The following is a 26,314-nucleotide window of genomic DNA, read 5'->3' as shown; positions in this document are numbered from 1 at the left end:
GCATGAGCACATTCCTCCTCAGCCTGATTTCGGGAGTATTCATCGGCGGTGCAGCTGGATACCTCGGTACCTTGATGCTAAGCCGCAGGATGGCGCTCGTTGCCGGTCCGCTGGGGCACCTGACGCTGCCTGGGATCGCGCTGGCGCTCCTCTGGGGCTTCGACGTTTCAGTCGGAGCATTCCCTTTCGTGATTCTCGGTGTCGTCCTCATCTGGCTGCTCGAGATGAAGACGAAACTGCCGATGGAAGCCCTGACTGCGCTCGTCTTCGCTTCCGGTGTGGCGATCGCGTTCCTATGTCTACCCATGGAACAGGCCGAAACTGCACTGATCGGCGACATCTCGAAGGTCAACTTCGGCAATGCGGCGCTGTCCGTCGTCGCATCGCTCGCCATAATGCTGACGCTCAGACGAGCTTACCCGCAGATGGTTCTCGGGAACATCTCGGAGGAACTCGCCGCCGCCGAGGGAATCAACGTTAGGCAGTATAACTTGCTGTATCTATTCTTAATCGCCGTGATTGTCGCGCTTGGGGTGAAGATGGTGGGTGGCCTGCTGACCGCAGCATTGGTGGCGATCCCCCCGTCCGCGGCACGCAACTTCGGCAGTACCTTGAAACGATACACCCTGGGGGCGACGGCCATCGGCGCAGGGTCGGCTGTTCTTGGGATCGTCCTGTCCCAGGTAACGGGATTCCCGGCAGGGCCACTGGTCGTTCTAGTGAGCGCTGCGATCTTTCTGTTTACGCTACCGTTCGCAAGATGAAGCGCTCATATCAGCCGGCACGATGCGAGGACCTCCCGGGTTCCGTTGCTAAAGAACGTATAGCTTCGGGATCGAACTGCCCAACAACAGCATGCAGCGGACAGCTTTGCGCTGCCGCTGAGCGTTATTTCCAAACACAGGAGGTTCGGTGCTGTCGTTTGTGATTCCAGCATACAATGAGGAGGCTCACATCGGGCAATGCCTGCGCACGGTGCTGGCATCAGCTGGTGCAGCCGGCGAGCCCTACGAGGTGATAGTTGTCGATGATGCCTCGACGGATCGGACGGCGGAAATAGCCCGCTCGTTTGGCGCAACGATTGTACCTGTTCATCTACGCAAGATTTCCGCGGTTCGCAATGCCGGCGCGCGCGCTACTCGTGGAGATGTTCTGATCTTTGTCGATGCTGACACCTTATTACCTGCGAACACATTGATCGCCGCACTCGCTGCCATTCGTGATGGTGCGGTCGGTGGCGGGGCGCGGTTGCAAATGGATCAAAAGGCACCGTTGTGGGGAAGGGCATTGGCGGGACTGATTGCCGGCACCATGCGGCAGTTCGATCTGGCCTGCGGCTGTTTCATGTTCGCAAGGCGCGATGCATTCGAGGCGGTGGGCGGATATGACGAACAATATTACGCCAGCGAGGAGATACACTTGAGCATGGCGTTGAAGAAACAGGGGCGCTTTGTGATGTTGCCGGAACCGGTCATAACCTCCAGCCGCAAGTTTCAAATGTATTCAGGCCGTGAATTTCTCCAACAATTTCTTGATCTCGCTGCCGGCGGTCTGGACGCCTTCAAGCGCCGCGATATGCTCGACATTTGGTATGACGGACGGCGGGAGCATACACAATCCGGCGAGCACATGACCAAACATCAAGCAGGCGGAACGTGAAGCGGTTTACAACCATCGTTTTGTTATTGTTTTGTCTCGGGCCTGTCCTGGCGGCTGATCGGAGTCTCAAACCCAAGCCGATTTCGCCGGAAAAGCAGCAATGGATCAGTCCACCAGCCGTGCCGGGACTGCGAGCAACCTGGATGCTGGGTTCGGAAAAGGGCGCCGGACTTTACCTGTTGCGCGTCAAGCTGGCTCGAGGCACCCATGTTCCTCTCCATACCCATCCCGATGAGCGCAACACCACTGTTCTGTCGGGTACTTTGTACGTCGGATTCGGCAAAAGTTTTGCTGAAGACAAAATGGTCGCGGTACCGGCGGGCTCGGTCTTTGTCGCGCCAGCTAATGTAGAACATTATCTCTGGGCCAAGGATGGCGAAGTGATCTATCAGGAATCCGGCGTCGGACCGACGGCCACTAACATTTTCAAGCCGTAAATTTGTTTCAAACAACCGTTCGCCCTGATGTATAGAAGGGCGGACGCCATGTTCGCGTTATTTCGTTCGTGCTTCGATACCTCAGCACGAACGGTTTTGCCTTTAGTTTTTTCGGCGGCGCCAGATGCCGCTGCGACCGCCGGATTTCTCCAGCAGGCGCACGCCGTTAATCGTCATGCCGCGGTCAACCGCCTTGCACATGTCGTAGATCGTGAGCAGCGCGATTTCCACGGCCAGCAGGGCCTCCATCTCCACGCCGGTCTTGCCATCCGTCTCGACGGAAGCGCGGCAATGCACGGCATTCTTTTTCTTCTCCGGCGTCAATTCGATTTCCACCCGCGTCAGCGACAACGGATGGCACAACGGGATTAGCTCCGAGGTCTGCTTGGCGGCCATGATGCCGGCCACGCGCGCCACCGCCAGCACGTCGCCCTTCTTGTGTCCGGCAGTCTGAACGCGGCGCAGGGTTGCGGCCTTCATGCGGATGCACCCCTCGGCCACGGCCACGCGATGGGTGACGGCCTTGGCCGACACGTCCACCATGCGCGCCTCGCCTTTCTTGTTCAGATGAGTCAGTTTGGGCATGAAGAGATTCCTTGGGATTATTTAGAATAAGGCTTTCTCATGAAAAGTGGCAGGGGCGTAGAATAGGCGCGTGCGTATAAAGGTAAAGCTATTGGCGAGCCTGGCGGAACAGTTCGGCCGGCGTGAAGTTGACGTGGACGCATCTGCCGGCGCCACGGCCGAACAGGCTTGGGCCCAGGTGACCGGCGGCGTTCCGATGCCGCCGAATACGCTGGTCGCGATCAACAAGGAATATGCCGAGCGGCGGAAACCGCTGGCCGATGGCGATGAGGTGGCTTTTTTCCCACCGGTGACGGGAGGCTGAGCCCCATGAAAATCGAAGTACGGACGAAGCCTTTTGATCCCTGGGTGGAAGTGGCCGCCTATGAAAAGCAGGTGCTGGCGGCAGGCGCTTATGGCGCCACCGCCGTATTCGTCGGCGCGACGCGCGATCTGAGCGGCGATGACAGCGTGCAGGCGATGCATCTTGAGCATTATCCGGGCATGACGGAAAAACATCTCACCCGCATCGCCGAGGAGGCCATGCAGCGCTGGCCGATCAACGACGCCCTGATTCTGCATCGCGTGGGCGATCTCAAGCCGGGCGATCCGATCGTGTTGGTGGCCGCCTGGTCGGCGCACCGCGCGGACGCTTTCGCGGCCTGCCGGTTTCTGATCGAGGACCTCAAATCGCGCGCGCCGCTCTGGAAGAAGGAACAGCTCGAGGCTGGCAGCCGCTGGGTGAAATGCAATACGCCGGGCTGAGATCGGGGATGCGCCATGTATTGTGGTGGTTGTCGGCGTTTTGCCTGCTGTTGTCTGGTTGCGGCCAGGGCGTCAAGCCCGCTGTCCCGCCGGAGCAGGAAATGACGGTCGTCACGCCCGAAAATCAAACGCCGGCCTGGTGGATTGCCTATTTCACGGTGGACTGGCCGGAAAACACGCAGCCGCGTTTTTATGTCGACGACTTGCTTGCGCATCGGCTCGTCGAGCCGGAGTTGAACCGTTTTCACGCGGCGATCAGTTTGTGGCGCATTCACCGGCGGGCGGCCCGCGATGAAGCCGGCCATCGTTTCCGCTTCATATTCTATGCACCTGCCCGCGTGGCCGCGGCGATTTTCAGGGATCTGCAATCGCAACCGTTGCTTGCTGATCTGCAACAGGCGGGCGTGGTGAAGGAACTGGTGGTGGATGACGTGCACGGTACACTGAAGACGGACATCGGGGCGACGGGCGATCCCATCTGGAGCCATGATCTCAATGAAAGCTGGCCGTATTTTGCGATGGGCGCAAGCCAGACCTGGCTTTCGCTCGTCGATCGTTACGCGCCCAGTCCCGATTCTGTTCGAAGTGTTCCGGAGTTATTGCAGGAATATGAGCGGGTCGACAAGCGTGTGACCGAGACCTGGCAGAGCGAGGGCGGCCATGCGTTTTTACATCATTTGAACGCCATCTTTGGTTATCAGCCTCTCGGCATTAACTTTTGAAGGCTTTTACTTTCAGCACGACCACGGTTAAGTCATCGAGTTGTGCTTGAGCACCGCGGAACGTCTGCAAATCGGCAATGAGGGCTGTGCAGATCTCCTCGGCGCTTTCCCTGGCATGAGCGCGGAGCAGGTTGCGGATGCGTTCCTTGCCATAAGTCTCATCGGCGCTGTTGCGCGTCTCCCAGACACCATCAGTGCCGAAAAACAGCAAACTACCATCTGCAATATCAGGCCGGATGGATTCCCGATAATTCCAGTATGACTCCACGCCAATGGGGATGTCCTGCCCCACAAGTTCGTGGAAGGCACCCGTGGCGGCACAGTAGAAAATTGCCGGGTCGTGACCGGCGCTGACCCAGCGGCAAGTCCGTTCCCCCGCGTCCGCGATCAGGTAAAACAGCGTCATGAATCGGCCCGACGGCATGTCTTTGGCCAGTTGGGTGTTGATGGCGCTCATAAGCGTTGCCAGGGGCAGGCCCTGTTGAGTGTAGCCGTGCAGCAAGGCCCGAATCGCCGTCATCACCAGGGCGGAACTGATGCCGTGTCCGGAGACATCGCCGATGACCACGCCGATGCGGGATTCGCTCAAATCCAGAAAGTCGTAATAATCCCCGCCGGTTTCCTCGCAATAGATCGTGCGGCCGGCGATGTCGAAATGCGTGGAGCGGGGCGGCGATTGCGGGATCAGATTCTGCTGCACCTCGCGCGCCAGTTGCAGTGACTGGTTCAACTGCAGGAGTTCCTGTAGTTGGGGCACCATGGTGTTGAAACCCTCGGCCAGGCGCTGCCACTCGTCTCCCGTGTCCAGTCGCGCCCGCGCCTTGAGGTCGCCGCGGGTGACGCGGTTGATGACATCGACCAGATGATGCAGAGGGCGCGTCACCGTGCGGGCGCTGAGCAGAGCCACCAGCACGACCAACGCCGCCGCCAGTACGGCGATGGCCGCCGTGGTTTTCAATTGTTGCGCGGTGGCGTCGAGGGCCATTGCATGCACAGACTCGGCATGTTCGATGGCGCGGGCATAAGGCACGATCAGCACTAAAATGCTGCCGTCATCTTCGAGCGGGCGATAGGCCCACAACGATTCGACGCCCCGATAAAGCGCCTTGATCATGCCGGCGCGATGCGCGCCGGTATCGGTTATCAACCGGGCGCCGGCCGAGGCCGGTTCGGGCGTCAGCCATTCCGTGGACAGGACGGTATGCCAGTCGCGGGCGGCGGTTTCGTAGCTCTGTCTGGCCAGCACCTTTAGCGCGTGCTGTCCGTCGCCGGGGTCATGATCGGCAACCACCACGAAGGCGTTGCTTTCCGCCGCCCAGCCGGAGGGCAGGGGTACGCGCGAGAACAGGCCTTGGAGCGAGATGTCCATGGCGGTGACGCCGGCGAAATTACCGTCGGGGGCGCGAACGGGCATGGACAGGCCCAGCGTGACTTCGCCGCTGACGACGTCGACGAGCGGCGGACTCCATGCCAGCCCCGGCGTCTGCAATTGATGCTGATACCAGGGGCGGGTCCGCGGATCATAATCGGCGGGATAGCCCCCGCGCCCCGGATAAACCGAATGCAATCCCGATTGCAGGGTGGTGTAGTGCCGGAGGATCACGTCGTTGTGCGAGGCGTAGATTTCGCGGTAAACGTCGCTCATTGAGACCAGCCGGTTGATGTCGCCCCGGAATTCCGACACGGCGCCGCCCGGCGGGATGCGAAAAATCTGCGACTTGTAGGTGATGGGCATGGCGCCACCGTTTGCTCCAGGCATGGGCTCGGTTCTGTCCGGCGGCACCTTCCCGGCATCCAAATCGGTGTCGAAGATCACGCGATCCGGGGTCCCGGGAATGCCCGTGGGCGGCAGCGCCAGCCGGGTTTCGACCTCACGGGCCTGATCCCGGATCAGCAACTCCAGGATCTCGCGCTGGCGCTGGATGAGCAGTGCGTCGCTGACGGTGGTCTGGGACAGTTCTTGTTGCGCCCGTTCGGTCAGCGCCTTCTGGCTTTGAGCGGCCAGATCGATACCGAGCGACCGTAATGCACGGTAGTCCAGCCAGCCGATCACGGTCAGTGGCACCAGCGCGATCGCCAGCAGCAGCAACAGCAGTTTGGTGCGGATGCGCAGTCCCATAATCGAGATAGTCTATCAGCACTGTGACCCGCCACTATTACCCCGGAAACAGCCGCCGGGATTGATTTGAGAGCAAGAATCGGGAGTGCGGCCGAGTGAGGCCGGGGGTATTCTTCATTTCAGGTACTGAAATACACTTGACGCTTCAACATGCCCCGGATGATTCAAAAACCAGCTCGTAGGAAGGCGCCCGCCGGCGATGATCCGCGCTGGGCCGCGGTGGTCGCAAAAGACCGCTCTTTCGACGGCGGGTTTTATTATTCCGTGAAAACGACGGGCGTGTATTGCCGGCCGTCGTGTCCGGCGCGTCTGCCCAAGCGAATGAACGTGCGTTTTCACAGGACATGCGCCGAGGCCGAAGCAGCGGGCTTCCGACCCTGCAAACGCTGCAAACCGGATCAACCTGCGCTCCATGCGCAATATACGGCGGCGGTGGCCAGGGCATGTCGTCTCATCGAAGCCGCGGAAAAATCGCCCAAACTGGATGAACTCGCCAAGGCCGCCGGGCTCAGCCCCTACCATTTCCACCGGATTTTCAAGGCGGTGACTGGCGTGACGCCCAAGGCCTATGCGATGGCCCACCGCCAGAAACGTATTCGCGACAGATTGGGAAGGAATGCAACAGTGACCGACGCAATTTATGACGCGGGCTTCGTCTCCAGCGGCCGGTTCTATGCGACTGCCACGCATATGCTGGGTATGACGCCGAGGGACTACCGGGCCGGCGGCGCCAACACGGAGATACGCTTCGCCATCGGCGAATGCTCGCTCGGCTCCATCCTTGTGGCCTGCAGTGTGCGCGGCGTCTGCGCCATTTTTCTGGGTGATAACCCCGATAAGCTTGTGCGTGACTTGCAGGACAAATTTCCGCGCGCCAACCTGATCGGCGGCGACAAGGGGTTCGAGCGACTCGTCGCCAAAATTGTGGGCCTCGTCGAGGCGCCGCAGCGGGGACTCGACCTGCCGCTCGACGTGCGTGGAACTGCGTTTCAACAGCGCGTGTGGCAGGCGCTCAGAACAATACCGGCAGGCAAAACGGCGAGCTACTCGGAGATTGCCAGGCGGATCGGCAGGCCGAAATCGGTCCGGGCCGTGGCGCAGGCCTGCGCCGCGAACACGCTGGCGGTGGCCATCCCCTGCCATCGCGTGGTGCGGAACGACGGCGCATTGTCCGGCTATCGCTGGGGCATCGAGCGCAAGCGCCTTTTGCTCGATAGAGAGGCTGGCTGAGACGTAAATTAGATCAAACCATCGAAAGGTTGCACATCGACCAATGCACCGGCTTCGATATTGCCGCTGTCCATCGGCAGGATGATGAAGCAGTTGGCCTGCGACATGGAGGTGAGGATGCCGGAGCCCTGCATGCCCGTGGTGCTGACGGAGAGCCTGCCGTTTTCATCGCATTCCAGCATCGCGCGCTGAAATTCCACCCGGCCGGGTTTCTTCTTGAGCCGCGATCGTGTGACGGCTTTCAACAGCAGCGGTGCATGCGGCGCCTCGCCCATCATCTTGCGCAACGCGGGCTGCACGAACTGGTAGAACGTCACCATCACCGATACCGGATTTCCAGGCAGGCCGAAAAACACGGCATCACCTAGCTGTCCGAAGGTGAGCGGCCGGCCCGGCTTCATCGCCACTTTCCAGAAATTCATCTTTCCCTGCTCATTCAGGATTTCCTTCACGAAGTCGGCCTCACCGACGGAGACACCGCCACTGCTGATGACGGCATCCCGTCCCCGCGCGGCGCCCTTGAAGGCAGCGCGGGTGGCGGCGCGGTCATCGCGCACGATCCCGAAATCAGCGACCTCGACACCCAGGCGCGTCAACATGGCGTGGAGGGTATGGCGGTTGCTGTCGTGGATTTCACCGGGCGCCAGTTGCTCACCCACGGGTTTCAACTCATCCCCGGTGGACAGGAACGCCACTTTCAATCGTCGCCGCACCGGCACGGTGCCGATGCCGAGCGAGGCCAGCAGGCCCAGATCGGCCGGCGTCAACCGCCGTCCGGTCTTCAGCACGGTTTGTCCCACGGCAATGTCTTCGCCGGCGGCGCGGACGTTGTCGCCGGCCTTGTGGCCGCCGCCCACCCGGATCTTGTCACCCAGCCGTTCAACATGCTCTTGAATCACCACGCTATCTGCGCCCTGCGGCAGGATGGCGCCGGTCGTGATGCGCACGCATTCGCCCGGTTGCACCGTGGCGGAACAGGGCTTGCCAGCATAGGAACTGCCGGCTATACGCAACCGCACCGTGTCCTGCACGGGCAAATCACCGCTGCGCACAGCGTAACCGTCCATCGCCGAGTTGGCGTATGCCGGGACATTGACGTTGGAGACGACGTCTTCCGCTAATACGCGGCCCAGGCTATTGCGCAAAGTCACATGATCGATGCCATCCACCGGCGACACTGCCGCAAGCAGGCGGCGGAGCGCTTCATCGCAGGTCAGCGAACCCGGGTCGTAATCATCCGCGCAACTGGATTGAGTTGTAATGACGCCTTTGCTCATGACGATTTCGAGGCTGTTTTCATGGCGTGCTTGCCGAGTTTAAACCGGTGCAGAATAAAATCCGCGATCACGGCAGGTTCATTGAGCGGCAATAACGGCAGTCCGCGGGGCAGTGTGAGCGGTGTGTCGCTTGCGACGGCAATAATGTGGGGGTCATCGGCGCAGAGGAGGGGCTTGTTCAACGCCGGGCGGTGAATCTCAATCTTGTCCATCGGCTCATTCTTCAATCCCTCGACCAGAATCAGATCCGCGTTCTCCCGCGGCAGATGGCGCAGCATGTCGGCCAGCTTGGGTTCGCGTTCCGTGGCAGCCTCCACCATCAGGGCCCAGCGTCTGCTTGAGCAGACCAGCATCTGATTGGCGCCGGCCTTGCGCAATTCATAGCTGTCCTTGCCGGGCACGTCGATGTCGAATTCATGATGCGCATGTTTAATCATGGCTATGCTCAAATTCTGCGCGCGCAGCAGCGGCAGCAGCGCCTTGAGCAGCGTGGTCTTGCCAGCGCCGCTCCACGCCGCGAAGCCCAGCAATGGCGTGGTCTTCATCCCGCCTGCCTCATGGCGTCGGAGTTCTTCATTTGCTGCTCCACGACGGCCAGATCCTCCGGGGTGTTCAGATTGATGAAGGCGCGCGGATTGTCGGAGAAGTTCACCGCGACCATCCGGTGCCGGGCATACCAGCGGTCAATCTTGCGTTCGCCGCTGTCCAGGTATTTCAGCAGTGACGGCAGCAATCCGCAATCGATCAACGCAAACACCGGTTCCAACCGCCCCTGATTTTCGGCGACAGCGATCTCCGCCTTCTCGTCAATGAGGCCGGCATGGAGCCGAGCCGCCAGATCAGCGGGTACGAAAGGCGAGTCGCATGGGGCCGTCAACAGATAAGGGGTTTTGGCAATGCGCAGACCGCTCGCCATCCCCGCGAGCGGGCCTTGGTAACCTTCGATGAGGTCACTGATTATTGGATAACCCAGTGCCCGGTATTGCTCCAGGTTGCGGTTGGCGTTGATGAATAGATCGGCGACCTGCGTGCGCAGCGCCTGCACGATACGCGAAACCAGCGGCTTGCCCGCCAGCATCAGCAGTCCTTTGTCCATGCCGCCCATGCGCGTGGCGTTCCCGCCGGCCAGTACCAGGCCGCTCAATTGACTGCGGATTTGTTGTGATAGCGCCATAAAACACCCGCATGAGATATGCGCATTTTAACCGAGCTAAGGGGCTCGCGACCGAACTTGTTATGGCGTCATGTTGAGATGGCATGCAATGCCATGCCGGCGGCGACCAGCAGCATCAATATGGCAAACACCTCTTGCAGCCGCGCACCGGCGATGTACGGCGCCAGCCAGCGCCCGCCAGTCATGCCCAGCAGGGCGCCGATTACGAACGGCACTGCGATTAGCCAGGGCAAATCGCGGCCCAGCAGCACGGCGCCTGCGACGGTGCCGAGGCTGGTCAGGGCTATGGCCATCAGCGATGTGGCCACCGCCGAGTGCATGGATAATTCCGTGAACGCGCGCAAGGACGGGACTATCACGAAACCGCCGCCCACGCCCAGGAGGCCCGAGAGAAAACCCGTGACGAGGCCGATCGCTGAAATCATCAACGCGCAGGGCCGCGTCCAGATGATGCGGCCGGTGTTCGCGTTCAGCCGGCAGATTGGTCCATGGGCGTGGCTGCCGTCGCCGGCCACTGCAGCGCGCACCACTGCCGCTTCCTCCGGCACGCGGCTCGCGCGCAGGAACATTCGTATTGCCACTGCGACAAGTACTAGCGCGAACAAGATGGAGAGCGCTGTCTGGGGCAGGGCGGTGCTGGCCTTCAAGCCGAGCGGCGAGGTCAGCATGCCGGCGGCCGCCATCAGACCCGCCGTCTTGTAGCGTACGTAGCTCTTGTGCCAGGCGATGTACGTACCAAGGGCGGCGGACGCCGCCACCGCCAGCAGGGCAACGGGCACGGCTTGTGTGAGCGTCCAACCCAGACCAGCCATCAGCAACGGCACCGCGAAGATGGATCCTCCAGCGCCGGTGAGGCCCAATACCAATCCGGTCAGGACGCCGAGGAACAAGCTCATCGCTTAATCTGACACGTTCATTGATGAAGGGCCACCGACTTCAGATTTCCGGATCGGGGCGCCGAATAAAAAGGCGGGCTGCTTGCCGGCAGCCCGCCTTTGAACTCACATCAAATGCGACTGGATTTACAAACGGATGGTGACGGCCTTGTTTTCGATATAGTTGGACAACACCGCCTCGCCCATCTCCCGGCCCCAGCCGGACTGCTTGTAGCCGCCAAAGGGCAGCGCTGAGTCGAAGATGTTGTAGCAGTTGACCCAGATGGTGCCGGCCTTCAGTTGCGCCGCCAGCGTGTGCGCCTTGCTGAGATCGCGCGTCCACACGCCCGCCGCCAGGCCATAGATCGAATCATTGGCCTGCCTGACAATGTCCGCGTCGAGGCCGTTGAACGGCATGGCACAAACCACCGGCCCAAATATCTCTTCCTTGATGACTTTCATGGCGGGCTTGGTATTGACCAGTACGGTGGGATCGATGAAATAGCCCTTGCCCTGGCGTTTTTTGCCGCCGGCCACGGCCTTGGCACCTTCCTTCAGGCCTGCCTCCAGGTAACTACCGACGCGCTCATGCTGCGTTTCTGAGACCATGGGCCCCATTTCCGTGCTGGATTCCAGGCCTGGACCGACCTTGATCTTTTTGGCGTATTCGGCGACGCCTTCGACCACCTTGTCGAACACCTTCTTTTCCGCGTACAGGCGCGAGCCCGCGCAGCAGCATTGGCCGTGATTAAAGAAGATCGCGCTGGCGGCGCCGGGTATGGCGACATCCAAATCAGCGTCGGCCAGGACAATGTTGGGCGATTTGCCGCCCAGCTCGAGGGTGACTTTCTTGAGATCATGGGCCGCTGCCTTGACGATGAGCTTGCCCACCTCTGTCGAGCCCGTGAACGCCACTTTTTCAATGCCCGGGTGTCCGGCGAGCGCGGCGCCGGCGGTCTCGCCGAAGCCGGTGATGATGTTGACGACGCCATCCGGCAGACCGGCCTCCAGCATGATTTCGCCCAGACGCAGCGCGGACAACGGAGTTTCCTCGGCGACCTTCAACACGACGGTGCAGCCGGTGGCCAATACCGGCGCCAGTTTCCACGCCGCCATCAGCAGTGGAAAATTCCAGGGGATGATCTGGCCGACCACGCCGACCGGTTCCGGCCGCGTGTAGGAATGATACCGCGCACCCGGCGTATACAGTACTGACAACGGCAGGGTCTTGCCCTCGATCTTGGTTGCCCAGCCCGCCATGTAGTGGAACATGTCGGCGGAGAGGGGAACGTCCGCAGCCTTGGCGACACTGATAGGCTTGCCGTTATCCAGTGCCTCCAGTTCGGCGAGTTCGTCGTTGTACTTGGAGATCAGATCGCCGATGCGCCAGATCACCTTGCCGCGTTGGGCGGGCGTCATGCGCGACCATTCGCTGTCCTCGAAGGCCCGGCGGGCGGCCTTGACCGCGCGGTTCACGTCTTCCTTGTCACCCTCGGCCACCTGGGCAATCACCTCGCCCGTGGCCGGGTTGGTGACGCCAAAAGTACCGCCCGATGCGGCGGGCACCCATTTGCCGTCTATCAACAACTTCTTCGGGTTTTTAAGAAACTCGATATTTTCTTTTGAAATGATGGAGCTTAATGCCTTTAGTGCAGCTGTCATGGAAACCTCCTGCTACTCATCTCTCGTGCATCTGCAAAATTTCGGGGAGATGCATCCCGTCTGGCTTTTGGTATCAAACAGCAATTCCGTCAAAATATCGGTATATCCGGCGCCCTGTTTTTATTTTTATGACTTTTTGAATCATCGGACATTGACCTGGATCAACTTAATTATCGCGCGATTGGACCGGAAATAAACAAGAAATGCGAAAATCAGCTCGATTTATAGTGGATGTGTCGCAAACTGCAACAGAAATACGTGATCGGATCGCGTTTAGGCCAACTATCCGGCCGGTATCAGGGCTAGCCGCCGGTCATGTTCATATGGCGCAGGATGACGGGTTGCGCGGCCAGATTGAAGTCGTGCCCCTTGGGCTTGATGGCCATGGAATCACGGATGGCCTGCTTGAGAATCTCCATGTTGCCGGGATTCGCTCGTATGACGTGGCGCAGGTCGATCGAGTGTTCCTGGCCGAGGCAGAGCAGAAGGCGGCCTTCAGCGGTCAGGCGCACGCGGTTGCAGAGATGGCAGAAGTTGTGGCTGTGCGGCGAGATAAAGCCGACGCGCGTGCCGGTCTCCTTGAGGCGGAAATAGCGTGACGGACCACCGGTGGTTTCAGCGGTGGGCAAGAGTGTGTATTCCTGTTCGAGATCGCGGCGGATTTCGTCACTGGAGTAATGGGCCTCGGCGCGGTCATGGTCAAAATTGACGCCCAGCGGCATTTCCTCGATGAAGCTGATGTCCATCAGCCTGTCGCAGGCAAAACGCGTCAGATCGATGACCTCATCGTGGTTGCGGTTTTTCAGGATGACGGCGTTGATCTTGAGCCGTTCGAAGCCGGCCTCCAGCGCCGCGTCGATGCCGGCCAGCACGGCATTAAGATCGCCGGTCCGCGTGATCTCACGGAAACGTTCAGGCCGTAATGAATCGAGACTGATGTTGATGCGTTTGACGTTCGCGGCCTTCAACTCGCCGGCGTAGCGGCTGAGCTGGGAACCATTGGTGGTCAATACCAGTTCACGCAAGGGCAGAGCCCCCAGTTCGTGTATCAGGGTCATGACGTTGCGACGCACCAGCGGTTCGCCACCGGTGATGCGTATTTTCTGCACGCCGAGTTCCGTGAAGGCCCGCCCCACGAGGGCGATTTCCTCCAGAGTCAGCACCTGCGCCCGCGGGAGGAATTGCATTTCCTCCTCCATGCAATACACGCAACGGAAATCGCATCGATCCGTGACGGAAATGCGCACGTAACTGACCGTACGGCCAAAACGGTCGATCAATTGCGGGGTTGTGTGAGCGCTCATGTGAGTTTGCCAGACAGTATTATTACGATCAGATTAATTATACACCCGCCCATCTTGACTTGACGCACTACTTTGGACACTCTGAATACCCGCAAGGCACTAAAAAAACAACAAATTCGCAAGGGGAGGGCACATGGCTGGTCTGTTATCCAAAGAACACACCGTGGCGAAACCGGGGTTCAATCGCTGGCTGGTCCCGCCGGCCTCCATCGCCATCCATTTATGCATTGGTTCGGTCTACGCCTGGAGCATCTACAATCCGGCCTTGATCAAGACCAGAGGCGTGGTGACCAGCGCTGCCGGTGATTGGTCGCTGTCCGATGTCGTCTGGATATTCACCGTTGCCATCGTGTCACTCGGTCTGTCGGCTGCCTTTGCCGGGAAATGGCTGGAAAAAGTCGGGCCGCGCATGGTCGGCGTGGTGGCGGCCTGCTGCTGGGGCGGGGGTTATATCGTCGGCGGCTTCGGGATACTGGCCCACCAGTTGTGGCTGATTTATCTCGGTTACGGGGTCATTGGCGGCTGCGGCCTGGGTCTGGGTTATGTATCGCCGGTCAGCACGCTCATCCGCTGGTTTCCCGATCGCCGCGGCATGGCCACCGGCATGGCGATCATGGGCTTCGGCGGCGGCGCAATGATCGGCGCGCCGCTCAAAGAGCACTTCATCAAGACGTTCTACAAGGCCCCTGAATACCTCGGCACCGTTGATCAGGTCAAGCTCGTGACGCAGGCGGGCAGGCGCTTTGCCGAAGTGGCGGGGCAGTTGAAGGAAGTCGTGGTGGTCGGGGCCAACGAAATCAGCAAGATGATCGTCCCGGGACCGCAGGGTGTCTATGTCACCGGCACCGGCTCGGTGGGCGCCGCACAAACCTTTTTCACCCTGGGCGCCATCTACTTTACCGTCATGATGATTGCCGCGTTTTCCTATCGGATCCCTGCTGTGGGCTGGAAGCCGGCGGGCTGGACGCCGCCAGACCAAGCCACGAAAAAAATGATGACCTCCAACCATGTCCACATCGATCAGGCGCTGAAGACACCGCAGTTTTATTTGTTATGGCTGGTGCTGTGTCTCAACGTGACCGCCGGCATCGGCGTGCTGGGCGTGGCCAAGACCATGATCACGGAGATATTCGGGACCACTTTGCCGAATGTGGTGAACAGTTCCTTCGCCGCCACTTACGTGGTCATGATCAGTGTCTTCAACATGGTGGGCCGGTTTTTCTGGGCCAGCGCCTCTGACTACATCGGACGCAAGAACACCTACTGGATATTCTTTGCGCTCGGCATCGTGTTGTATCTTTCCATCCCGTACAGCGCGCAGCATGTCAGCGTCAATCCGTCGACGGTCTGGCTGGTGTATTTCTACGCCGCAACCATGATCATTTTCACCATGTATGGCGGCGGCTTTGCCACCATCCCCGCCTATCTGGCCGATGTTTTCGGCACCAAATACGTCGGCGGCATTCATGGGAGGCTTTTGACGGCCTGGAGCACCGCCGGGGTATTGGGGCCGCTTGCCATCACATCGTTGCGTGAGAACGCGGTCAACAAGGCAATAACCGATCTGGTTTCGCACATCGACCCGGCGAAATTCCAGCAGAAGTTCGGTGCCGGCGTGGACCAGTTGCAGCTGCTGGTCTCGCAGCATACCGTGACCATTTCCAAACTGATGGAGATTGCGCCCGCGGGCACCATCGACCCCACCAGTGAACTCTATAACAACACGATGTATTTGATGGCGGGTTTGTTGCTGATTGCCCTGGTTTGCAACGCCATCATGCACCCCGTTCATGATAAGCACCACATGACCGAGGAGGAGCTTCTTGCCGACAACGTCTGACCTGGCGGGGCAGTCGGGAAACTTCGCGGCATCCATGCGGACTTATTTTTTCCGCCAGTCTTTGTACGGATATTGGGCCAGATTGACGTTGTAGTAGCGCGGATCGTCGGTTACTTCTTCCCCGAGCCATTCCGGCCTGGCAAAAGTTTCATCGGGGTTGTTCAGTTCGATTTCAGCGACGACGAGCCCGGCATTATCGCCCTCGAAGACATCGATCTCCCAGGTGTGGCCCTGGTGTTCGACGAAATGCCGCACCTTGTCGATGAAAGGCCGCGCACATAGCATCTCCAGCAATGCCCGTGCCTCCATCGTCGGGATGGGGAATTCAAATTCCGCGCGTGAGGCGCCCAAGGTCATGCTCTTGATGTTGAGCCTGGCCTCATCACCTTCGATGCGCACGCGCACGGAACAGCCGCTGTCTGTACCGGTGCGTAGATATCCCTGGTGGTAGCGCGTGGATTTGTGCACCGCGCGCCGCCAGCCGTCATTTTTTGGCAGGAATTTGCGTTCGATTTCCTCTGCCATCGTGTGTATGCTCGCGCCGGGGATTCATGCCTGATCCAGATCTCTCAAGTGATGCTCATTTTCGCATGATAAGACGCTGGAACTTAAGTTACTTATTGCCGCTGGGTTTCGCCTCCGGGCTGCCGCTGGCATTGACCTCCGGCACGTTACAGGCCTGGTTGACGGTGGCGGGTGTGGACGTCAAGCAGATCGGGCTGTTTGCGCTGGTGGGTCTGCCCTATATGCTGAAGTTTCTGTGGGCGCCGTGGATGGACGCCTATGCGCCGTCATGGCTGGATCGCCGTCGCGGCTGGATGTTGATCTGCCAGGTGACGCTGATCACGGGCATGGCCATGATGGCGGGCTGGGCACCGGCGCAGGGCACGCTCCCGGTTGCTGCACTGGCTTTGTTTGTCGCCTTCGCCTCGGCGTCGCAGGACGTGGCCTATGACGCCTATCGCACGGACGTGCTCGGCGCGCGCGAACGCGGCATCGGCACGGCCCTGACAACTGTTGGCTACCGCATCGCCATGCTGACCTCCGGCGCGCTGGCCTTGATACTGAGCGAGGACATTGGTTGGCACAACGTTTATCTGCTGATGGCGGCTCTGATGGGTATCGGCATGCTGGCGACATGGTGCGCGCCGCCGGTACCCCCGACCCGGATACCCCGGCATCCTCTGGCGCAGACGTTGCGCGATCCATTCGAATCGTTGCTGTCGCGCCCCGGGATCGCTTGGGTGCTCTTGTTCGTCGTGCTGTATAAATTGGGCGATGCGCTGGCCGGTGCACTCAGCACCACTTTTTTGCTGCGCGAGATGCAGTACACCACGGTGGAAGTCGGCCTGATCAACAAGGCCGTGGGACTGGCAGCCACGTTGATCGGCACCTTGTTTGCCGGCGCCTTGTTGACGCGCTGGCGGCTATATCCGGCACTGATGATGTTCGGTGTTTTGCAGGCGGTGACCATTCTTGGTTTCTATGCCTTGCTCATCATCGGCAGGAGCTATTGGGGCCTGGTGGCAGTGGTGACGATGGAAAATCTGACCAGCGGCATGGGGACCTGCGCCTTCACCGCATTACTGATGGCCCTGTGCGATCATCGGTATTCAGCGACGCAATTCGCACTGTTGACGGCACTGGCCTCCATCGGGCGCATTGTCATGGGAAGCAGCGCCGGATACATGGTGGATGGCATGGGCTGGGGCAACTATTTTCTGTTGAGCTTTATACTGGCCTGGCCGGCGCTATGGGTGCTGCGGTTGCTGCGACCTCAAATCCTCGCCATGGACGCGGAGGTGAAATCGACATGAACAAGCCACGCATCGAGATCATCTATTGCAGCCAGTGTCGTTTCATCCTGCGCGCGACGTGGCTGGCGCAGGAACTGCTGTTTACTTTCGCCGACGAATTGGGCGGGGTTACGCTGGTGCCCGGCACCGGCGGTATATTCGAGGTGCGCGTGGACGGCGAACTTGTTCATTCGAAGGCGCAGGCGGGCGTTTTCCCCGAGGCCAAGGATTTGAAGCAGCTTGTCCGCGATCGCATCGCACCAGGTAAATCACTGGGCCATAGCGACAAACCCGCGTAGCATCACGCCTGTTATCTCCAACCGCATTCATTTTTTCACTACAACCCAGGAAATACCTTCACTGCTTCTTCGGGAATGATCCCGTTGGAGGGGCCATGAACCGGCTTCAGCATGACGGTTCATGGGGCACTCGAATCTCGGGATACTCACGCTCGAAATGCTGGCCTTGGGCCTGCCTTGGCTGTTCGCCATTGTGGGCGCCATCGTTGTGGAAATTTTAGCTATGGGGTGGCATGGGCTGAAGAAGGCGTATTCAGGTTGCCTTCCTCAGCGGAATCGATTTTCGGCGGGATGGTCATCACGCCTGTTGCAATCCAGCTGCGGCAAGGGCATGAAATATGGTTCGCCCTGCCGCTGAAGGGAAATATTCCCAATTTTTATGGAACGCGTGCCGTATTCATTCCATGCCAGCCGTAATACCTTGCATGCCTACATAACAGGCGTTGCCGTTTGAAATCCATCGCTTTCTAGCGATGTGACTCCGGGCAGGGGACTGAATTTCTGATATTCCTGCAGGTTGTCGGCAACGTCGACGGAATCAATCGTTCGGCATCGAGGGGGGGCTCCAGCCATGTTGAATTTGTCGGGCATAAACGGACTCACACGGAAATGTTGCACTAGCGGCACGCTGGTCGTGTTGATGGTGTGCACCGCGGGCTACGCGTTACCGGTGCTGGCGGACGATACGCAAACACTGCCGGAAGTGGAGGTCGTCGGAGTTACGCCAGTTCACGGCGTCGGCCTTCCCAAGGACAAGGTACCAACCAATGTCCAGTCTGCTACCAGCGCCGATCTTGAGCGCTCGCAGAACCTGGATCTGACCGGCTTTGCGCGCAACAATCTGGGCAGCGTCAATATCAACGACGCGCAGGACAACCCGTTGCAACCCAACGTGTTGTACCGCGGTTTCACTTCCTCCCCCCTGTTGGGTACGCCGCAGGGCATTTCCGTCTACCTCGACGGCATGCGTTTCAACGAGGCGTTCGGCGACATAGTCAACTGGGATTTGTTGCCGGAATCATCCATCGCCAGCATCAATCTCATCAGCGGCGCCAATCCAGTGTTCGGGTTGAACACCCTCGGCGGCGCCCTCTCGATACAAAGTAAAAACGGTTTCACCGATCCGGGCCACAGCCTTGAAGCCTATGGCGGCTCCTTTGGGCGGGTGGTGACTTCGCTGGAAAGCGGGGCCAACAACGGCACGCTGGGTTACTACCTGAACGTACGCTATTTCAACGAGGATGGCTGGCGCGATGCCTCGCCTTCCAACGCTGTCAACTTCTTTACAACGCTGAGCTGGCGGCACGCGAATGACAGCCTTGATCTCCATATCAGCCACGGAAACACCGACCTCATCGGGAACGGGGTGCAACCCCTTTCCGTGCTGGCCTCCGATCGCGCATCCATCTTTACTTCTCCCGACCAGACCAAAAATGACATGACGTTGGTCAACCTGGAGGGCGCGCACTGGTTCACTGACAAGTTCCAAACCTCCGGCAACATTTATTACCGCACCACGGACACTCATACCGCCAACGGCGACACCACCGACTTCAATACCAACACGGCGGTGTTGCTGGACGATGACGGGAACCCGGTGCTGGATCAGAATGGCAATTCCATTCCTTCAACCTTTGACGCGGTTTTCCACCAGACCGTCACCGACTCTGAAACCTTCGGCGGTACTTTGCAGGCGACGCTGCTGTTGCCGTTGTTCAGTCATGACAACCAGTTCATTGCCGGCGTCGGCTATGATCGCGGCCTGAGTGACTTTAATTCATCAACGGAGGCGGCGACGCTGCTTGCCGATCGCTCGACCGCAGCCAGCGGACTGAGTATCCCCTCGGTGGCCAGCGATGCCGGCACCACCAGCCGCACCGCATCCGCATACTTCACGGACGCATTTTCCATCACCAAGGACCTCACTCTCTCAGTTTCCGGCCGCTACAACGACACCAAGATCACGCTCAGCGACAGCACCGGCGATATCAATGGGTCACACTCTTTTTCACGGTTTAATCCCGCCGCCGGACTCACCTGGCAGTTCATTCCCGGCGTCAACTTTTTTGGCGGCTACAGCGAATCCTCCCGCGCGCCGACGCCAGTGGAACTGACCTGTTCCGATCCCACTGCGCCCTGTTTCCTGCCCAACGCCTTTGTGGCCGATCCGCCCCTCAAGCAGGTGGTGGCAGAGAGTTTTGAGGGTGGTGTACGCGGCAGCGTATTTGGCAGCGTGAATTACACCGTCGATGTCTTCCACACCACCAACATAGACGACATCCTCTTCCAGTGCACGGGTGGCGGTACCTGCACGACGGGATTTTTTGCCAATGCCGGTGATACGCGCAGACGGGGCTTCGAACTGGGACTCAATGGTGTACAAGGCAAGGCCAGATGGTTTCTCAATTACAGCTATGTCGATGCGACATTCGAATCAAATTTCACTGAAAGCAGCCCTAATCATCCGAATGCCGCCGCCGACAGCACCATCCAGGTCGTGTCCGGCGATCGGATCCCGGGCATCCCCAAGCATAATGTCAAGTTGGGCGCCGACTACGCGCTTACGCCGAGCCTGTCCATCGGCGGCGACGTGGTGTACAACTCGGACCAGGTTCTCTTTGGCGACGAGGCCAATCAGCTCAAGCCCCTGGACGGCTACGCCGTCGTCAACCTCCACGGCAACTATGTCATCAACAAGCACATCACTGCTTTCGCCAGCATCGAAAATCTCTTTGACACCGATTATGAGACCTTCGGCATTCTGGGCGAACCCGACGATGTTCCCTTCCCGCCGTTTTCAAGCATCACCGATCCCCGCATGGCAAGTCCCGGCGTGCCCTTTGGCGGATGGGTGGGCCTCAAGATATCGCTGTAGTCAAACTTCACGTATGCGGAATTAATGCTGACGACGGATGCTTAGTTTTTTCCTGTAATACAATTTGGCAGCAGCTTGAGCAGCGTAGGCCATCGTTCCCGCCAGCCGGAATCATGTGTGGCGTCCTTTACGGCAATGATCCGAATGCAGGAACTGTCACCGGCGTGGCGGACAAATGACTCGGCAACGGATTGTGGAATCACGGAATCGTCTGCGCCCACGAAATGCAACTGCGGCAATGCGCTGAGCATCAGTGATACATCAATGGGATTCAGCGATTCCGGCATCGGGCTGACGTGGTGCAGGCGGTTCACAAATTCGTGATCCAGGTTGCCGGCCACAGTCCGAAGTGTAGAGACGTCGTGTCGGCAGGCAGCCAGCAATACCGCCACAGCGCCGCCGCCGGAATAGCCGATTAAATTTATTTTCCGGGCGTTGGTTTGACGCACAAAGAAATCCACCGCCCGGTTCATGGAATCGATTACCTCCTTGGAATAGCGCTTGTCGGACCAGTAGGCGCTGTCGCAGGCGGTCTGTTTCAAATCAACAAACTGGCAGGGGCGGGCTAGATAAACCACGTTAGGGGAGGGGTCGAGGGCGGCCAGCGACAAGCCGATCGCCTGCTGCGGTGTCGGATCCGGCGACAGCCGCGTGCGCGAAAGCCATGCCAGGCCGTCGCCTTCGATATAAAAATTGATTGGCTGGGCGGGATCGCTGATGCGTGAATAGGTGGTCAGCGTGAATATGCCTGCCGGTACGCCGTTACGTGTCAATCCGCCTTGATGCGCGATTTGATCGGCATGTACAAGCCGGTCCTTCGTGGTGGCGCATGCTGCCAGCGATGCCGCCAGCAGGATGATGATAACGGACGCTGTTTTCTTGCCGCCATGAGCCATGACGGCATGATAACCGAAGGTTAGAAATGCGGGATGGGTTGGTCAGGCCATCCCACCAGTGCTTAAAATTCAAACCGTGCCGTCAGCATGCCTGCGTGACCGATATACTCATCCCTGACTTCCGCGTCATAGCTCACCACCAGGCTCTTCATGCCATCGGCGGAGACGAGCCGCAGCTTGGGGCCCACATCCACCGATTCGCGGCCGATGTTGATGCCCCGGGTGTTGAAGGCATTGCCCCCGGCGGCAAAGCTCGCGGTGGCGTCTTGGGATGTGTCGCCAAATTCATGCTGCCATACGGCATGTAATTCCAGCGCACTGCCGAAATCCTTGGTCATGACCAGGGGTATGAACAGTTTGCCGCCCAACCCGGTCCGGAACGAGTCGACATCGTCGTTGTCGACCTTGAGCGCCGCGCCCGCCACGCTGGTTTCGGTGTAGCTGTCGGTGCTGAGATGGCTGTAGGTCAGCGATATCAGTGGAACCGCCGTCATGGCATCCCAATGGAGGGGATATCCGCCTTCGCCTTTGACAGTATATTGCCAGCCGTCATAGCTGGCAGTGGCGGTATCGCTGAAACCGCCGATGTTGATCACACGCTTGCTGTCATACTCGTGAAAGCCGAAATCCACGATGCCGTCGAAATACCACGGTCCGTCATTGTAGGAACCATACACGGCCCCCTGAAAGCTGTCGAAGTCGATCGAGTCGCCGCGCCGGCTGCCCTTGTCATCGACATTGGACAGCGCGTAACTTCCCGCCAGGCCGACACGCCACATATCCCCCACCGCGGTGTCCACGCCGAATGCCACGCCGGCGCTGTCAGCGGTATAGCCGTCTATGCCGTCACGGCGATCCTGTTCACCGCGGGATCCGAAGCCCTGCAGCCAGAAGTTTTTCATCGTCGCGTTCTCGCCGGCAGAGAGGCCGGTCATGCCGTTGCCGGCTCCCGCATCGGCGATGCGATTATCAATCACCGTGAGCAATCCGTCGGTTACGTTGATGGCTCCCTGCATGCCGGCGTTGTTTGCGTTGGGGCGCAGCTTTTCCCCCGCATCACGAACCTCATCCTCCGTGGCCAGGTTCTGGACCTCGCCACCGAGGCTGAGCAGCCCGGGATCGGTGCCGGTGTAACTTAACAGGGCCTCGATTGCGCCAGAGCCGCCGGCCGTCAATCCGGGGATGCCGGCGGGATCCTTGACCGCCGCACCTAACACCAGATCATCCGCTGCGTTTTCCTGTATCGTCCAGGATACCAGCGCGCTGCCTTGGATTTGGGGCACGGTATCGAACACGCTGCCGCCGCCACTGTTGGTGGCGATTCTGTACCAGGCGCCGTTGTGCACGATCACGCCGCTGGTGACGGGTACCACCGTGGCGCTGGCGTCCGCGGTGCCGGTGGCGCCCACGGTCAGCAGGCCGGCGTTGCTGGACGGCGCGTCGGCGGAGGCGCCGCCCGCGCCGGAGATCGTTGTCTTGAACACGCTGCCCGCGGCCATGGCCACCGCGCCGGTGACCGTGAGGACGGAGGAGCCCACGTCGATCGTGCCGGCATTGGTTACCTCGCCGTCAATGGTTCCCGAACCGCCTAGTGTGCCGCCGCTGTCAACCGTCACATCGCTGGTCAGGGCGCTGTCCACGGTCAGTGTGGCGCCATCCTCAATTTCGGTTCCAACGGAGAACTGTTGGGCCGTTCCACTCGCCAGTGTCCAACTGGTGGCGGCACTGGCGGCGTTGTCATCGTCGTCATCAGCATCTTCGTCTGCGGCCCCGCCGGTCACGGTCAAGGTCGTGAAGTTGCTTACATTGTGCAGGGTGCCGGCGCCGGTCAGTGTCAGGGCGTTGGTGCCGGTACCGTTGGTCGCAGTGATGTCGCCACTGAAACCCCCGCCGCTGAGTGTGATTGAATTCTGGGCGCCAGCAAAGTCAATAATGCTGATATTGCCGGTCAGCGTGCCGGAGTTCTCCAGGGTGAATTGCCGGGCGCCTATCGCCGTCCCGATGCCGGTTTGATCGACAAAGATGCTACCCGTGATCGTGCCGTCGTTTTCCACCTCGTGCGTACCGGAGCCGAGGTAGATGTTGCCGGTAATCGTGCCGTCGTTGTCGAGCTCCAAATCCCTCACCCCCGCCTGATTGTTCAGCGTCAATCCGGTCACGCCTTTCGCTTTTGCCGCCCAGTAGCGGAGGGCATTACCGTCCACCGCCAGAATGTCACCGATGATGGTGCCGGAATTGTCGATTTCCAGCTCGCCGTCGCCGTCATCGGAGGCGGCGTGGGCGGAGATGGCGATGCCGCCGCTGTTATTACGGATGATACCGGCGTTGTCGATCTCCAGATCGCCGGCGCGCCCGTATATCGCCGCCGTGTAGTCCCCTGTGGCCTCGATGACGGCGCCCTGGTGATTGTTGACTGTGAAGTCGTCAGTATCGTCGTCGCTGTCGATGCCGGAGGCGATCCCCAGCGCGCGGTTGGTGCCATCGATGGCTGTTTTCGCCTGCAGGGCGCCGCCGACGACGGTAATGGTGAGCGCCTGCGTTCTGTTGCTGGTGACGGTGCCGAAGTTGTCGAAGGTGATGTCGTCGACATCCTCGCCGGAATAGATCGCCTCGGAATTTCCCACGCCGGCGTGATTTAGTGTAACGCTGCCATTATTGACGATGCTCAAGTTCTCCAGCGTTGACGGGCTGGAGCTGGCGCTGGAGGTGGCAATCAAACCGCGCAGTGTTCTGGTGCCCTTTATCGTTCCCGGCAGGGCAGAGGTGATGTCGGTGTCGCTAATCGTGAGCTGCACCGAACCGTTGTTGGTAATGGTGCTGTCGGTGTCGTTGATGTTGATCCCCAGGTTGGTGGTTTGCGAACCGCCGGCGTTGATGACGGTCCCATTGTTGGTGACGGTACTCTCGTTGTTGATTTGTATGGTCACGCTGGGGCTCACGGTTGTTTTCGCCTGCACGGTGGCGCCGCTGTCGACGTTGACGGTGAGATTGTTCACTCCCGTACCGGCAACAAATCCGTCAGCATCGGTTCCGGTACAAGTCACGGTGGCGCCGGTCGTCGCCGGATCGGGGGTGCAGTCCGCATAGGCGGATTGTGCGCCCAAAACCAGCCCTAACGCCGACAAGGTGGCCGTGATGGCTCGATGCGACGCCAGTAGTGCCGCGAATTTTGCTTTCCTCATTGTGACTCCCCCGGTGTGTAAATAATTTGTTTTTTTGCACGTCTTGGACGCGAAAGAAATTTTTCGCCGCCCGCGCCGGATCCGGCCATCGATTACACTAGTGGTATGAACGGTATGAGGTAATGGAATGTGCAGACGAGAAAAGTGGGATAACTTCCTTGGCTGACGGGAGATGTTGCATGGAACTGCATGACGCTACCGACGACTTTCCGAGGGTGATCGTCACGCCTGAATAATGCCGTGGCGGACGGCAAGCCGGGTGAGATCGGCGATGTTGTCGACCTCCAGTTTGGCCTTGATCTGTGTGCTGTAGTTGGCGATGGTTTTATAGCTCAAGGACAGGCGTCGGGCGATTTCTTCCAGCGTCGTACCCGACGCCAGCAGGGTCATGATCTCGAATTCGCGCGTTGATAGCATCTCAAATGGCGTCTGTTTGCCACGGCTTTTCTGAAACGCCATTTGCTGGGCGATGGCTGCATCCACGTATACCTCTCCTCTGGCTACTTTCTTCACAGCTTCCACCAGCACCGTGGCTGCGCTGCTTTTGGTGACGTAGCCGAGTGCGCCGGCTTGCAGGGCCTGCTCGGCGAAGATGGGATCCTCATGCATGCTGAAGGCGAGTATGCGGACATCGGGCGTGCGGTTGATGATGCGGCGTATGATCTCCAGTCCGCTGATTCCCGGAAGCACGAGATCCATAATCGTCACATCCGGGCGTTCGCTCAAAAAACAGGCTTGGGCCTCCTCGCCGGTGCCGGCTTCGGCGACGACTTCAATATCAGGCGTGGTTTGCAGCAGGATGCGATATCCCGCCCTAACCACGGCATGATCGTCGACCAGCAGCACCCGGATTTTCGCCGCCAGGGTGTGTGATTTGCGCATGGTGTCATGATAGTGAGAGAGAACGCGGCGGGTGCCGGAAAAAGTAATTTCATTGGCGGGATTGTTTCCCGTAAATACGGGATTATCGATCGGTGGTTTGACGATTGAGTACCGTGAGTGCAATGGTCCCATGGGTTGTCCAGTGTCCATCGGATCGCTGCACGACAGTATTGAGCCGTCGAGCTACTCGACGCGCCATGACTGCGAAGCCGATCAAAGTCATACGAATGGGAAAGCAGCGTGTTCCCCCGAAATTATCTCAACGGCAATCTCACTGGATTGTCGTGGTTTCCAGTCGGCGGGCAATGGGTTATTGTAGTTGCGCCAGCGATCAGGCGAGACTGCTCATTTCCCACGGGAATCATGTTTTAGGAAGGAGAAACGTCATGAAGAAAAGCACGTTAACTACAGCGATTGCTATTACTTTAAGTGCGACTCCAATTGCCGATGCCACCGATAATCCGTTCTCAGCGAGGGATTTTTCCGGCGGTTTCATGGTGGCTGCGACCGGCCATGACATGACTGGCAAGGAGGTGGAGATGCCGGCCGGCTTTACTTATGGCGGCGATCCCACGGGTGCATACGCGGGCGGCAAGATTGGCACGGGCGCCAAGGATCCCGCCGTATGCGGCACGTTCAAGGAAGCCAAGTGTTCAATCAAGTACGTCAAGGGTGGTGGCTCCATGTCGAAGATGAAGCACATGATGAAAAACAAGATGAAGGAGATGATGAAAGAGTAGGGATTGATCCTTTTCG

General features: G+C 59.4%; 25 protein-coding genes. 13 read left to right on the top strand and 12 right to left on the bottom strand.

Annotated features, from left to right (window positions below; translation table 11 throughout):
- Nucleotides 1-2 precede the first annotated feature (2 nt).
- The 3 genes from VMH34_07180 to VMH34_07170 all read left to right on the top strand — a co-directional run bounded on the left by VMH34_07180 (nt 3) and on the right by VMH34_07170 (nt 2,096).
- The gene (locus VMH34_07180; GenBank protein ID HTT08556.1) at nt 3-764 is read left to right on the top strand and encodes a metal ABC transporter permease; all 762 of its coding nucleotides are present in this window, start codon (nt 3-5) and stop codon (nt 762-764) included.
- Between the two features lie 148 nt (nt 765-912).
- Complete coding sequence (locus VMH34_07175) at nt 913-1,659, top strand: glycosyltransferase (protein HTT08555.1); 747 nt, start codon at nt 913-915, stop codon at nt 1,657-1,659.
- Nucleotides 1,656-2,096 carry a cupin domain-containing protein gene (locus VMH34_07170; protein HTT08554.1) on the top strand — a complete coding sequence of 147 codons (441 nt, stop codon included), beginning with the start codon at nt 1,656-1,658 and terminating at the stop codon, nt 2,094-2,096. The genes VMH34_07175 and VMH34_07170 overlap by 4 nt, the downstream gene beginning before the upstream one ends.
- Before the next feature lie 102 nt (nt 2,097-2,198).
- On the opposite strand, the gene moaC is transcribed toward VMH34_07170, so the two are convergent.
- The gene (gene moaC / locus VMH34_07165; GenBank protein HTT08553.1) at nt 2,199-2,681 is read right to left on the bottom strand and encodes a cyclic pyranopterin monophosphate synthase MoaC; all 483 of its coding nucleotides are present in this window, start codon (nt 2,679-2,681) and stop codon (nt 2,199-2,201) included.
- A 70-nt stretch (nt 2,682-2,751) separates the two neighbouring features.
- Between moaC and VMH34_07160 the strand changes: the two genes are divergently transcribed.
- From VMH34_07160 to VMH34_07150, 3 genes are read left to right on the top strand one after another with little or no spacing between them, the layout of a single operon-like run.
- Nucleotides 2,752-2,985, top strand: a complete 234-nt coding sequence (locus VMH34_07160; protein ID HTT08552.1) for a MoaD/ThiS family protein — start codon at nt 2,752-2,754, stop codon at nt 2,983-2,985.
- Nucleotides 2,986-2,990: 5 nt separating this feature from the next.
- Nucleotides 2,991-3,425 (top strand): molybdenum cofactor biosynthesis protein MoaE, encoded by a 435-nt coding sequence (locus VMH34_07155; GenBank protein HTT08551.1) that lies wholly within the window; start codon nt 2,991-2,993, stop codon nt 3,423-3,425.
- An 8-nt stretch (nt 3,426-3,433) separates the two neighbouring features.
- Nucleotides 3,434-4,147, top strand: coding sequence for a hypothetical protein (locus VMH34_07150; protein ID HTT08550.1), 714 nt, complete (start codon nt 3,434-3,436; stop codon nt 4,145-4,147).
- Here VMH34_07150 and VMH34_07145 read toward each other — a convergent pair.
- Entirely contained in the window at nt 4,137-6,266 is a 2,130-nt protein-coding gene (locus VMH34_07145) for a SpoIIE family protein phosphatase (protein ID HTT08549.1), read from the bottom strand. The two genes, VMH34_07150 and VMH34_07145, sit on opposite strands and share 11 nt — an antisense overlap.
- Before the next feature lie 150 nt (nt 6,267-6,416).
- Here VMH34_07145 and ada point away from each other — a divergent pair, with 150 nt between their 5' ends.
- A complete protein-coding gene (ada, locus tag VMH34_07140) occupies nt 6,417-7,496 on the top strand; it encodes a bifunctional DNA-binding transcriptional regulator/O6-methylguanine-DNA methyltransferase Ada (protein HTT08548.1) in 1,080 nt (359 codons plus the stop codon).
- A gap of 8 nt (nt 7,497-7,504) precedes the next feature.
- On the opposite strand, the gene glp is transcribed toward ada, so the two are convergent.
- From glp to moaA, 6 genes are all read right to left on the bottom strand, one after another.
- Nucleotides 7,505-8,773, bottom strand: a complete 1,269-nt coding sequence (gene glp / locus VMH34_07135) for a gephyrin-like molybdotransferase Glp (protein HTT08547.1) — start codon at nt 8,771-8,773, stop codon at nt 7,505-7,507.
- The gene (gene mobB / locus VMH34_07130; GenBank protein HTT08546.1) at nt 8,770-9,318 is read right to left on the bottom strand and encodes a molybdopterin-guanine dinucleotide biosynthesis protein B; all 549 of its coding nucleotides are present in this window, start codon (nt 9,316-9,318) and stop codon (nt 8,770-8,772) included. The genes glp and mobB overlap by 4 nt, the downstream gene beginning before the upstream one ends.
- On the bottom strand, nt 9,315-9,947 hold the full coding sequence (mobA, locus tag VMH34_07125; GenBank protein ID HTT08545.1) for a molybdenum cofactor guanylyltransferase MobA: 633 nt from the start codon (nt 9,945-9,947) through the stop codon (nt 9,315-9,317). Before mobA ends, mobB begins: the two co-directional genes overlap by 4 nt.
- Nucleotides 9,948-10,015: 68 nt before the next feature.
- Nucleotides 10,016-10,843 carry a sulfite exporter TauE/SafE family protein gene (locus tag VMH34_07120; protein ID HTT08544.1) on the bottom strand — a complete coding sequence of 276 codons (828 nt, stop codon included), beginning with the start codon at nt 10,841-10,843 and terminating at the stop codon, nt 10,016-10,018.
- Nucleotides 10,844-10,969: 126 nt separating this feature from the next.
- Nucleotides 10,970-12,484: an aldehyde dehydrogenase family protein gene (locus VMH34_07115; protein ID HTT08543.1), complete on the bottom strand. Its 1,515-nt coding sequence runs from the start codon at nt 12,482-12,484 to the stop codon at nt 10,970-10,972.
- 302 nt (nt 12,485-12,786) lie between these two features.
- Nucleotides 12,787-13,788, bottom strand: a complete 1,002-nt coding sequence (gene moaA, locus VMH34_07110) for a GTP 3',8-cyclase MoaA (GenBank protein HTT08542.1) — start codon at nt 13,786-13,788, stop codon at nt 12,787-12,789.
- A gap of 133 nt (nt 13,789-13,921) precedes the next feature.
- On the opposite strand from moaA, the gene VMH34_07105 reads away from it, so the two are divergent.
- Nucleotides 13,922-15,628 carry an OFA family MFS transporter gene (locus VMH34_07105; GenBank protein ID HTT08541.1) on the top strand — a complete coding sequence of 569 codons (1,707 nt, stop codon included), beginning with the start codon at nt 13,922-13,924 and terminating at the stop codon, nt 15,626-15,628.
- Between the two features lie 42 nt (nt 15,629-15,670).
- Here the strand turns inward: VMH34_07105 and VMH34_07100 are convergent, their stop codons facing one another.
- A complete protein-coding gene (locus VMH34_07100; GenBank protein ID HTT08540.1) occupies nt 15,671-16,153 on the bottom strand; it encodes a CYTH domain-containing protein in 483 nt (160 codons plus the stop codon).
- Nucleotides 16,154-16,218: 65 nt separating this feature from the next.
- Here VMH34_07100 and VMH34_07095 point away from each other — a divergent pair, with 65 nt between their 5' ends.
- The 4 genes from VMH34_07095 (at nt 16,219) to VMH34_07080 (ending at nt 20,598) form a co-directional block, all read left to right on the top strand.
- A complete protein-coding gene (locus VMH34_07095; GenBank protein ID HTT08539.1) occupies nt 16,219-17,445 on the top strand; it encodes an MFS transporter in 1,227 nt (408 codons plus the stop codon).
- The gene (locus VMH34_07090) at nt 17,442-17,723 is read left to right on the top strand and encodes a SelT/SelW/SelH family protein (protein ID HTT08538.1); all 282 of its coding nucleotides are present in this window, start codon (nt 17,442-17,444) and stop codon (nt 17,721-17,723) included. The genes VMH34_07095 and VMH34_07090 overlap by 4 nt, the downstream gene beginning before the upstream one ends.
- A 121-nt stretch (nt 17,724-17,844) precedes the next feature.
- A complete protein-coding gene (locus VMH34_07085) occupies nt 17,845-18,081 on the top strand; it encodes a hypothetical protein (GenBank protein HTT08537.1) in 237 nt (78 codons plus the stop codon).
- A 213-nt stretch (nt 18,082-18,294) separates the two neighbouring features.
- Nucleotides 18,295-20,598 carry a TonB-dependent receptor gene (locus VMH34_07080; protein HTT08536.1) on the top strand — a complete coding sequence of 768 codons (2,304 nt, stop codon included), beginning with the start codon at nt 18,295-18,297 and terminating at the stop codon, nt 20,596-20,598.
- Nucleotides 20,599-20,639: 41 nt separating this feature from the next.
- On the opposite strand, the gene VMH34_07075 is transcribed toward VMH34_07080, so the two are convergent.
- The 3 genes from VMH34_07075 to VMH34_07065 form a co-directional block, all read right to left on the bottom strand.
- Nucleotides 20,640-21,494, bottom strand: coding sequence for an alpha/beta hydrolase (locus VMH34_07075; GenBank protein ID HTT08535.1), 855 nt, complete (start codon nt 21,492-21,494; stop codon nt 20,640-20,642).
- Between the two features lie 62 nt (nt 21,495-21,556).
- Nucleotides 21,557-24,676 carry an autotransporter domain-containing protein gene (locus tag VMH34_07070; GenBank protein HTT08534.1) on the bottom strand — a complete coding sequence of 1,040 codons (3,120 nt, stop codon included), beginning with the start codon at nt 24,674-24,676 and terminating at the stop codon, nt 21,557-21,559.
- 222 nt (nt 24,677-24,898) lie between these two features.
- Nucleotides 24,899-25,558 carry a response regulator transcription factor gene (locus tag VMH34_07065; GenBank protein ID HTT08533.1) on the bottom strand — a complete coding sequence of 220 codons (660 nt, stop codon included), beginning with the start codon at nt 25,556-25,558 and terminating at the stop codon, nt 24,899-24,901.
- Between the two features lie 386 nt (nt 25,559-25,944).
- On the opposite strand from VMH34_07065, the gene VMH34_07060 reads away from it, so the two are divergent.
- Nucleotides 25,945-26,298: a hypothetical protein gene (locus tag VMH34_07060; GenBank protein HTT08532.1), complete on the top strand. Its 354-nt coding sequence runs from the start codon at nt 25,945-25,947 to the stop codon at nt 26,296-26,298.
- Nucleotides 26,299-26,314: the final 16 nt, after the last annotated feature.

The organism is Gammaproteobacteria bacterium (assembly GCA_035501935.1).
Lineage (GTDB): Bacteria > Pseudomonadota > Gammaproteobacteria > JAJPIJ01 > JAJPIJ01 > JAJPIJ01.
The sequence above is the reverse complement of the archived record's forward strand: the minus strand, read 5'-3'. Positions and strand labels throughout refer to the sequence as shown.